Source organism: Wenzhouxiangella sp. 15190 (assembly GCF_003417465.1).
Taxonomy (GTDB): Bacteria; Pseudomonadota; Gammaproteobacteria; order Xanthomonadales; family Wenzhouxiangellaceae; genus Wenzhouxiangella.
Window position 1 is genome coordinate 1 of sequence record NZ_QVMV01000051.1, and the last position, 8,933, is coordinate 8,933.

Genomic DNA, 8,933 nt, shown 5'->3' on the forward strand with positions numbered 1-8,933 from the left:
GACGCCTTACGAGGTGCATCACAACGTGAGTGTCGCGGTTATTGTGTGAATTCACGGTGTCCTAAATTTGGGAAACCCGGGGTGACTCAAACGCTGGCCTGGCGCGGTCTCCGAGATTGCTGGAGATTGAGAAATGAGTCGTTTGTATTTCCTGGTCACTCGCATGTTAGCCTTGAAGCCAACTGTTAATAGCGCTAGCGGAGGTAGCAATGTCTTGGCTCTTCCCAAGGTGTGTAACGGTGATGCTCTTGCTGGCGACGTCGATATCGGGCGTCGCCCAACCCACACTTCTGCCCATGCCCAAGCACGGCAGCGAGCAGTTGGTCAACACGACCACGCCCGACGACCAGTGGTATCCCGATGTAGCCGGGCTCCAGAACGGCGGCTACGTTGCCGTGTGGGAGGACGATTCAATGACCGGGGGTGATTCCAGTGGCACCGCGATCCGGGCCAGAGCCCTGGATATCGACGGCAATACGCTGATTCCCGAGTTCCTGGTCAATACGACAACGCAGGGAGACCAGGACTCACCGTCGGTCGCTGCATTGAACGATGGGGGGTTCGTCATAACATGGCCGGATTCCAGCAGCCCGGACGGTGATGCGAGCATCCGCCTGCGCGTCTATGATGCCGATGGCACGCCGCGTACCGGTGAACTGCTCATCGACGTTGCCGGCGCCAACCTCAGAAACCCGGATGTTGCCAGCCTGGCGAATGGCGGTTTTGTCGTGGTCTGGGGTGATACCCGTGACTTCGATGACACCGGAATCGACGTGCGGTTTCAGCGTTTCTCCGCCGAAGGCGATAAGCGCGGCGGCGAGATTCTTGCCAACAGCAGCCTGGTGGGCGATCAGCGCTGGCCTGCGGTAAGCAGCCTGAGCGACGGTGGCTTTGTGGTGGTCTGGGAAACCTACATCCAAACCACCGTCAGCTACGACGACCAGGCGGCGCGCGGACAAGTGTTCAATTCTGACGGAACGATGCGAGGGCCCGAGTTTTTCGCCAATGCGACGACCGAGCACATACAAGACGACGTGGACGTCGCGGGGCTGAATAACGGCGAGTTCATTGTGATCTGGACGCACGATGAAGAGCCCAGTGATATCCATGGGCAACGCTTTGATGCCATGGGTAGCAAGTTGGGTAGCGAATTGGTCATCAATGCCGGTGTGGTTACCGGGAGTCAACAAGATGCCAGTGTCGCGCCATTTGGCGATGGCGGATTTATCGCAACCTGGGAGGACTACAGTCAGGATTCGTTAGATGCCGACAGTTCCGCCGTGTTTGCACAGGCCTATGACGCCAACAACATAAATGACGGCGGGGTATTTCTGGTCAACGACACCGTAATCGGACCTCAGGCGGAGCCAAGTGTGGCATCGATAGTCGAAGGCGGATTCGCCATTGCCTGGCAAGATGATAGCCAGTCCGGTGGCGATACCAGTGGCAGAGCCATTCGTTCTCAGGTCTTTACCGACTACATCTTCAGCGATAGATTTGAGGAATAGGCTGGTTGTTGGAAGTCCAACAGCAACTCATCGTCCATGCGACGCCAAAAGCCAGCACGCTCGCGATGTCCTCTGAACGCTTACAAAACCAGGACGCCCACGATTTTCCCGGCTAAATTGGCCTCGTCGCGCTGTACGAAAGGTTCTACAGACTGTGGGTCTCCTGGTTTTCACCTAGACGGCAAGCTCGGGCGGCTCCGGATACCGTTGGAAATCGGGAAATGGGGTACTTATACTTCCTATATCCACGCGGCTGAACACGGCATTTGAATTGCATCGGGAACATAAACAGGAACGGTATGATCGGAGTATTGAAGGAGTTTAGGGGGTTTGCGGTCAATTACCGAGATTGAAGCCGCTCTCTAATATGAATAAACGGGGTCAGACGGCGCCGCTCGAGATGCTTCTGGAAATCAAGCAATAGGACGCTTACACTTCCTGTACAAATCGGGGCGTGCCGCAATCCGGGCTGTAACGTAACCTCGTCGGATACCACCTGGTTCGCCTATGCCCAATACATCCCTTCGACGATTCACCCGCTACTTGCAGACGGGCTGGCTTAGTCCGCGCCGGGTCCGGTTCTGGCTGGTTGTCGTGGGCGTCGCCTACACCCTGGTCGGTTTCTTTGTCCTGCCCTGGATCATCCAGTACGTCGCCGTCGACACGGTTCGGGACCGCTCGGGGCACGAGTTGCAGATCGACGGGGTTCACACCAATCCCTTTACCCTGACGCTCCGGGTAGACGGCCTGACGCTGTCGGACGGCGATGATTCCGACCTGCTCCGCTGGAATCAGCTGTCCGCCAACTTGTCGTGGTCGAGCGTGATCAACAGGGCGTGGACATTTTCCTCGATCGGTCTCGACGGGCTCATGGTCGCGGAGGAACGCTTCGCCTCGGGCGAGACGCGCCTGACGCGACTGGTCGAGTCGTTCGCCGCCTCCGCCGAAGCGCCGGCCGAACCGGCTCCGCTGCCCACACTGCGAGTCGAGGAACTGCGCGTGGAGGATGCCACCTTCCATTTCGCCAACCACCTCCGTGACCCGTCGGCGGAAGCCGGCGATGAACCAGCCCGCACCCGGCTGTCGGTGCAGGACATTGCCATCGCGGTGGACGGATTCTCGCTGGCGGCGGGCGCGCGTTTTCCCGCGCAACTGAGCGGGCAGTTCGCCCGCGGCGGTGCGTTCGATTTCGATGGACGGGTGCAGGTATTACCCACGCCGGCGTTCGAAGGCGAGGCAAGCATCGAGGAGATGGCACTCGCCCCGTTCGAGCCGTACCTGCGCCAGACCGCCATCGTCCGTATCGACAGCGGGGCGCTGAACCTCGACGGGACAATCCGCAGGGACGAGGGTGAGCCGCTTGCGTTCCTGGGGAGCGCGGGCATCGATATCCTTCGCATCAGCAGGAGTTCGGATGACGTCACACTCATCGGCTGGAAGACCCTGCGAACGGATCGACTCGACCTGCGACTCGGGGACGAGCGCCTGGAAACCGACACCGTCCGGCTCGAAGGCCTGTCCGGCCGGATCGTGATCCACGAGGATCGGACCACCAATTTCGGCCGGCTGCTGGTAATCGACCCGGAGACGACGCCCGAAGGCGGCAGCAGCGACGGTGCCGCTCTGCTCGGTATGACCATTGCGAACATCGAGGTAACGGACGGTTCCGTCCGGTTCGCGGATCACTCGCTGCCGCTGCCGTTCTCGACCTACATCCAGGCATTGAGCGGAGAAATAACCACGCTCAGCTCCGAATCCGCCGAGCCGGCCCGGGTGGAACTGGAAGGACAGGTGGAAGACTACGGTCTGGCCAGCGTTGGTGGCACCATCAACGCCTGGCAGCCGATGCGCGAGACGCACCTCGAGCTGACCTTCCGCAATCTCCGGGTTCCCGATTATTCCGCCTACACGGTGCGCTTTGCGGGGCGCCGGATCGCGTCGGGCACGATGGATCTCGATCTCGACTACACGATTAGGGACCGGCAGCTCGACGGGCAAAACAACCTCGTCCTGCGGGATCTGGAACTGGGCGAACGGATGGAGGCGCCCGATGCGATGGACCTGCCACTCGACATGGCCCTGGCCCTGCTCAAGGACGAGGACGACGTGATCGATCTCGACCTGCCGGTGACCGGAAATATGGATGAACCGGAGTTCGGTTTCGGGCAGGTTATCCGGCAGGCACTGGGTGACGCGATCGGCTCGGTCGTGGAGGCGCCCTTCCGGTTTCTTGCGAACCTCATCGGCGCGGAAGACGAGGACCTCGGGACGGTCGAGTTCCCGGCCGGCCGCAGTGACCTGACACCCCCCATGCGCGAGCGCATCAACGCGCTTCGCACGGCCCTCGAAAAGCGCCCGGCACTGGCCCTGGAACTCCCCGGCGCCTTCGACCCGGCGCTCGACGGCCCGCCACTGCGGCGTCGCAGCGCCATGGACGAGCTGCGCAAACGCCTGGACCGCGAGATCGACGATCCCAGCCTCTCGGCCGAATCCACCCGCGAAACCATCGAAAAGATGTTCACCGACTACTACCCCGACACGCCCCTGGAGAAGGTGCGGGCACGCTTCACCACGGCAGCCGAGGATTCGCCGGAGGAAGAGACCTTCGACGCCCTGTCCTACCGCAACCACCTGGCCGAACAAGTCGTCGCCGCACAGCCGCTTACGGAAGAGGACCTGAAGGCGCTCGGCAATGCCCGGGCGGCCGCGGTCCGGGAGGCGCTCATGGCGTCGGAAACCGGCCGGGGCATCGCCGCACGGCGCCTGCGTCTGCTGGATCCGGTCGAAGTCGATTCGGGTGAGGGTGAACGTGTCGCCATGCAGATCGGCATCGCTCCGGACTGACGAGTCCTTCCCGCGTCAGTCTACTTACGTACCTGCCGAAGCAGTATTCAGTCAATGCGGGAAAAGCATGCCGCCTGGGTTGGCGGGCCGAAATCAGGGTCTTCTTCGCCGATGCCTTCCAGTGCCACGCGGTAACTGTTGCGCTGGGCGACCCCTTGCGCCCACTGGCCAAATCGGGCGCGATCCCACTCGAACTTGTGGTCGGATTCGCGGAACTCTCCGGGACGCAATCCATACAGGCAGTTGTATTCGCTGTTCGGCGTGGTCACGTAAACGACCCGCGGGCGCATTTCTTCGAATACAACCCGCTCCATGGCCGATAGTTTCCCCGGATTGATGTGTTCGATGGTCTCCACCATTGCCGCAGCATCGAAGTCGTCCAGTGATGGCTGCGATTCGGTGTAGGAACCGTTGATCAGCTGCAGTTGGGGGAACGGCGGCCGGGAATGACCTGCCACCAGTTGCCTCGCCTGTGCCAGCGTGTGCGGGCAGGATTCCAGGCCGACGACCTGTTCGAGCTGTTCCTCATTGGCCAGCCGGTGCAACAGCAAGCCCGCGCCGCAGCCGAGATCGACAACCCGGCGCGCACCGCTGGCCCTCACACGATGCAACGCCTGGTCCAGGCGAGCTTCGTGCAGTACCGAGAGACCCTCCATCATGGAGGCGGCTTTAATGGAATCGTCGTACAAACCCAGGGCCAGTTTCTGCTGCGACAAGTGCACTGAACGGACAGAGTGGACACGTTTTGGACACGGATCGGAGTTGTTGATCAAACTCGGGCAATTGTACGGTATCGAGGATATTCACGAGCTGTGTCCGGACAACCAGTCGCTTCGGACCAGGGACAATGCCCGCAAGGCTTTCGACGGCACTTACGACTCCCGCTTCGGACAGGTCAAGCTCAAACAGCGCGACCTCTTTCTAATCGGAGATTACGGCGACAAGGGCATCATAGCCGGTCTTTGGGATGGCAACTCGTTCCGCGGCCACTTCACGAACGAGGGCCGTACGGGCTGGTTTGACTTCGCATTCCTCTCCAAAAACGGCTCCTTCCAGGATGGTGAATGGAACTGGGTTGGGTCGGACGCGCCTCGGGAGTGGCGTCTCGACAAAGCCGCCGATGCCACGCCGACCCTGGATAACGTGACCGCTGATATTCGCTGCAGCGGATAACCGGTACCGGCGGTACGCTGTTGAATGGAAAACCACGACATCCAGGATTTTCCTGGCTAACGCAGCATGGTCATGGTGGACTAGGCCTCGAGATTTGATGAAATTGAGGTCAAGGTCCGCGGCCTGCCTGACGCCTGTTATTCTATTTTATGATCTTGAACCATCCACGTACGAGGCAGATCAGGCAATGAACAAACGATTCGGATTTCAGCTGGCCGCGGGTTTGGTCGTAATGGCCCTTCTGGGTGCCGGCACCACGGCGCAGTCGAGCAATGAGCAGGGGACGGCAAACCTCGGAATCGACTACGAAAAACGGGTGCTGGACAATGGGCTCACCGTGATTGCCCATCACGACGACAAGGCGCCGGTGGTGGCAGTCAACGTCTGGTATCACGTGGGATCGAAGAACGAGCCGGTCGGGCGTAGCGGTTTCGCCCACCTGTTCGAACATCTGATGTTCAACGGCACCGAGAACTACGACGACGAATACTTCAAGCCGTTCGACCGGGTGGGTGCGACCGGCATGAACGGGACCACCAACTTTGACCGTACCAACTATTTCCAGGTCGTTCCGAATACCGCCCTGGACCTGGCGCTGTGGATGGAATCGGACCGCATGGGCCATTTGCTGGGCGCGGTCACCCAGGACAGGCTGGATGAACAGCGCGGCGTAGTCCAGAACGAGAAGCGCCAGCGCGAAAACCAACCTTACGGGCAGGTCTTCAACCTCATCATCAACAACCTGTTTCCGCAGGGGCATCCTTATGATCACTCGGTCATCGGCTCCATGGAAGACCTCAACGCGGCTTCCCTGGATGATGTCCACGACTGGTTCGAGAACTACTACGGCGCGGCCAACGCCACCATCGTCATTGCCGGCGACATCGAGCCGGAAGAGGCGTTTGACAGAGTCGAGCGATTCTTCGGACACATTCCGGCCGGGCCGCCGGTGGATACGCCGGGGCGCCGGGTGCCGCAACTGGATGACAGCCTGCGCGTGATCCACGAGGATCGGGTACCCCAGACCCGTATCTACAAGGTCTGGCCGGTGCCGGGCTATGGTCGCCCCGAGGCGGATATGCTGGAACTGGCCTCCGACGTGCTTGCCGACGGACAGAATTCCCGGCTTTACAAGCGTCTGGTCTATGACGAGCAGATCGCCACCGATGTTTCGGCCTTTTTTATGCGTAACGAGGTTTCCGGCATTTTTCTCGTCCAGGCGAGCGTGGCCGAGGATGCCGATGCCGAAACTGTGGAGGCGGCGCTGGAAGAGGAACTCGATCGTTTCGTGTCGGATGGACCCGCCGAGGCGGAACTGGACCGCATTCAGTCCAGCAGTCGGGCCGACTTCCTGCGCGGTCTGGAACGGGTCGGCGGCTTCGGCGGCAAGTCGGACGTGCTGGCCAGCAGCGAGGTTTTCCTCGGCCGGCCTGATGCCTGGGAAGAGGGGATGAACCGGCTGCTGACGGCGGGCAGCGAGGACGTTCGCAAGGTGGCCGATGACTGGTTGAACCGCAATCACTTTACCCTCGAAGTCCGTCCCTATCCGGACTATGGCACCGTGGAGAGCGATGTGGATCGCTCCGCGCTTCCCGAGGTGACCGAGTTCCCGGAAGCCGACTTCCCGAAAATCCAGCGCCTGACCCTGGACAACGGCCTGGAGGTGGTGCTGGCCGAGCGCCACACCCTGCCGGTTGTGGAATTCGATCTGCGCGTCAACGCCGGCTATGCCTCGGACCAGTTCGGTCGCCCCGGCACCGCCAAGCTGGCCATGAACCTGGTCGACCAGGGCGCCGGGGAGCTCTCCGCGCTCGAGATCGACGAGCAGCTGGATCTGCTGGGTGCCGAGCTTTCTTCCGGCGCCAATATCGACCAGTCCTTCGTGTCCATGTCGGCGTTGCGCGACAACCTCGGTGATTCGCTTGCGCTGTTTGCCGAAATCACCACCAACCCGGCGTTCCCGGCCGAGGAACTGGAGCGCCAGCGCAGCCAGATGCTGGCCAACCTGCGGCAGGAAATGAATCAGCCGCAAGCGATGGCGCTTCGGGTCTTTCCGCGCCGCATCTTCGGCGAGGACCATGCCTACGGCCAGCCCCTGACCGGCTCCGGGACCGAGGAGTCCGTCGCCGCGATCGGTCTCGAGGATCTGCGTGAACACCACCGCACCTGGTTCCGGCCGAACAACGCGACCCTGGTGGTGGCCGGGGATATCACCCTGGATGAACTGAAGCCGCACGTGCAGCGCCTGTTCGGTGACTGGCAGCGTGGCGATGTCCCCAAAAAGGCACTGGATCGTGTGGATCCGAAAACCGAAGGGCAGACGGTCTACGTCGTCGACCGGCCCGGTGCCCAGCAGTCGTTCATCGTTGCCGGGCACCTGGTCGCGCCCAAGGGCGGGGATGAGGAGTTCGCCATCCAGGCCGTGAACGAGGTTCTGGGCGGCAGCTTCAACGCCCGGCTCAACATGAACCTGCGCGAGGACAAGGGCTGGTCCTACGGGGCCCGGACCCTGCTTCAGGACACCGCCGCCCAGCGGCCGTTCGTGGCCTTCGCTCCGGTTCAGACCGACAGGACCGCCGATTCCATGGCCGAGATCCGCCAGGAGTTCCAGGCCATCGTTGGTGACCAGCCGCCAGAGGAGGACGAAGTGTCCCGTGCTCGCGATTCCATGAGCAAGACCCTGCCCGGCCGCTGGGAGACCATCGGCGCGGTGGCCAGTGATCTGGGCGAGATCGTGCGTTTCGACTTGTCCGACGACTACTGGGACCGTTACCCGGGCCGGGTCCAGGCCATCGAACGCGATCAGGTCGTCACCACGGCCCGCAACGTCGTTCAGCCGGAGCACCTGGTCTGGGTGGTGGTGGGTGATAGTAGCGAGATCAGCGATCCGATCCGCGAACTCGGCTATGACATCCGGTACGTGGATGCCAATGGCGATCCTGTGGAGCGTTGATCAGGGGTCTGTCCGGACGGACCGCGCAAAAAACAGGGCACCCACGATTTTGCTGGCTGAGCAAGCCTCGTTGTGGTCGGCTGGAACGAGCCACGAGCCGTGCCGACTGTGACAGACTGATTGTCCAATCGCCGAACGGGGCATAGCATGGCCGGAGCAAGCTTACTCAGCCTTCTCGACGACATCGCCACCTTGCTCGATGACGTCTCCGTGATGACCAAGATCGCGGCCAAGAAGACCGCGACGCTGGTTGCGGACGATCTGGCGGTCAATGCCGAGCAGGTCACCGGCATCTCGGCCAAGCGCGAACTATCTGTCATCTGGGCGGTCGCCAAGGGCGCGGCTCTCAACAAGGTCATCCTGATCCCGGCCGCACTGCTGATCAGCGCGTTCATCCCGTGGGCGATCGTTCCGCTGTTGATGCTCGGCGGTGCCTTTTTATGCTACGAGGGCGC

The 8,933-nt window shown here is 61.5% G+C and carries 6 protein-coding genes; 5 read left to right on the forward strand and 1 reads right to left on the reverse strand.

Going from position 1 to position 8,933, the window contains the following annotated elements; all coding sequences use genetic code 11:
* Positions 1-296: 296 nt before the first annotated feature.
* Both DZK26_RS12470 and DZK26_RS12475 read left to right on the forward strand, forming a co-directional pair.
* A complete protein-coding gene (locus DZK26_RS12470; RefSeq protein ID WP_147316869.1) occupies positions 297-1,508 on the forward strand; it encodes a hypothetical protein in 1,212 nt (403 codons plus the stop codon).
* Between the two features lie 507 nt (positions 1,509-2,015).
* On the forward strand, positions 2,016-4,352 hold the full coding sequence (locus tag DZK26_RS12475) for a DUF748 domain-containing protein (RefSeq protein WP_116897090.1): 2,337 nt from the start codon (positions 2,016-2,018) through the stop codon (positions 4,350-4,352).
* A 47-nt stretch (positions 4,353-4,399) separates the two neighbouring features.
* On the opposite strand, the gene DZK26_RS12480 is transcribed toward DZK26_RS12475, so the two are convergent.
* Positions 4,400-5,068 (reverse strand): methyltransferase domain-containing protein, encoded by a 669-nt coding sequence (locus DZK26_RS12480; RefSeq protein ID WP_220337000.1) that lies wholly within the window; start codon positions 5,066-5,068, stop codon positions 4,400-4,402.
* A 46-nt stretch (positions 5,069-5,114) separates the two neighbouring features.
* On the opposite strand from DZK26_RS12480, the gene DZK26_RS12485 reads away from it, so the two are divergent.
* From DZK26_RS12485 to DZK26_RS12495, 3 genes are all read left to right on the forward strand, one after another.
* Entirely contained in the window at positions 5,115-5,525 is a 411-nt protein-coding gene (locus DZK26_RS12485) for a hypothetical protein (RefSeq protein ID WP_147306587.1), read from the forward strand.
* A 187-nt stretch (positions 5,526-5,712) separates the two neighbouring features.
* Entirely contained in the window at positions 5,713-8,478 is a 2,766-nt protein-coding gene (locus DZK26_RS12490; RefSeq protein ID WP_181918253.1) for a pitrilysin family protein, read from the forward strand.
* 147 nt (positions 8,479-8,625) lie between these two features.
* The coding region (locus tag DZK26_RS12495) for a DUF808 family protein (protein WP_116897086.1) at positions 8,626-8,933 on the forward strand (308 nt) is incomplete at its 3' end.

Bases quoted from the DNA above. Each gene is read 5' to 3' on its own strand.
- DZK26_RS12470 (WP_147316869.1), top strand. From the start codon at position 297: ATGCCCAAGCACGGCAGCGAGCAGTTGGTCAACACGACCACGCCCGAC.
- DZK26_RS12475 (WP_116897090.1), top strand. From the start codon at position 2,016: ATGCCCAATACATCCCTTCGACGATTCACCCGCTACTTGCAGACGGGC.
- DZK26_RS12490 (WP_181918253.1), top strand. From the start codon at position 5,713: ATGAACAAACGATTCGGATTTCAGCTGGCCGCGGGTTTGGTCGTAATG.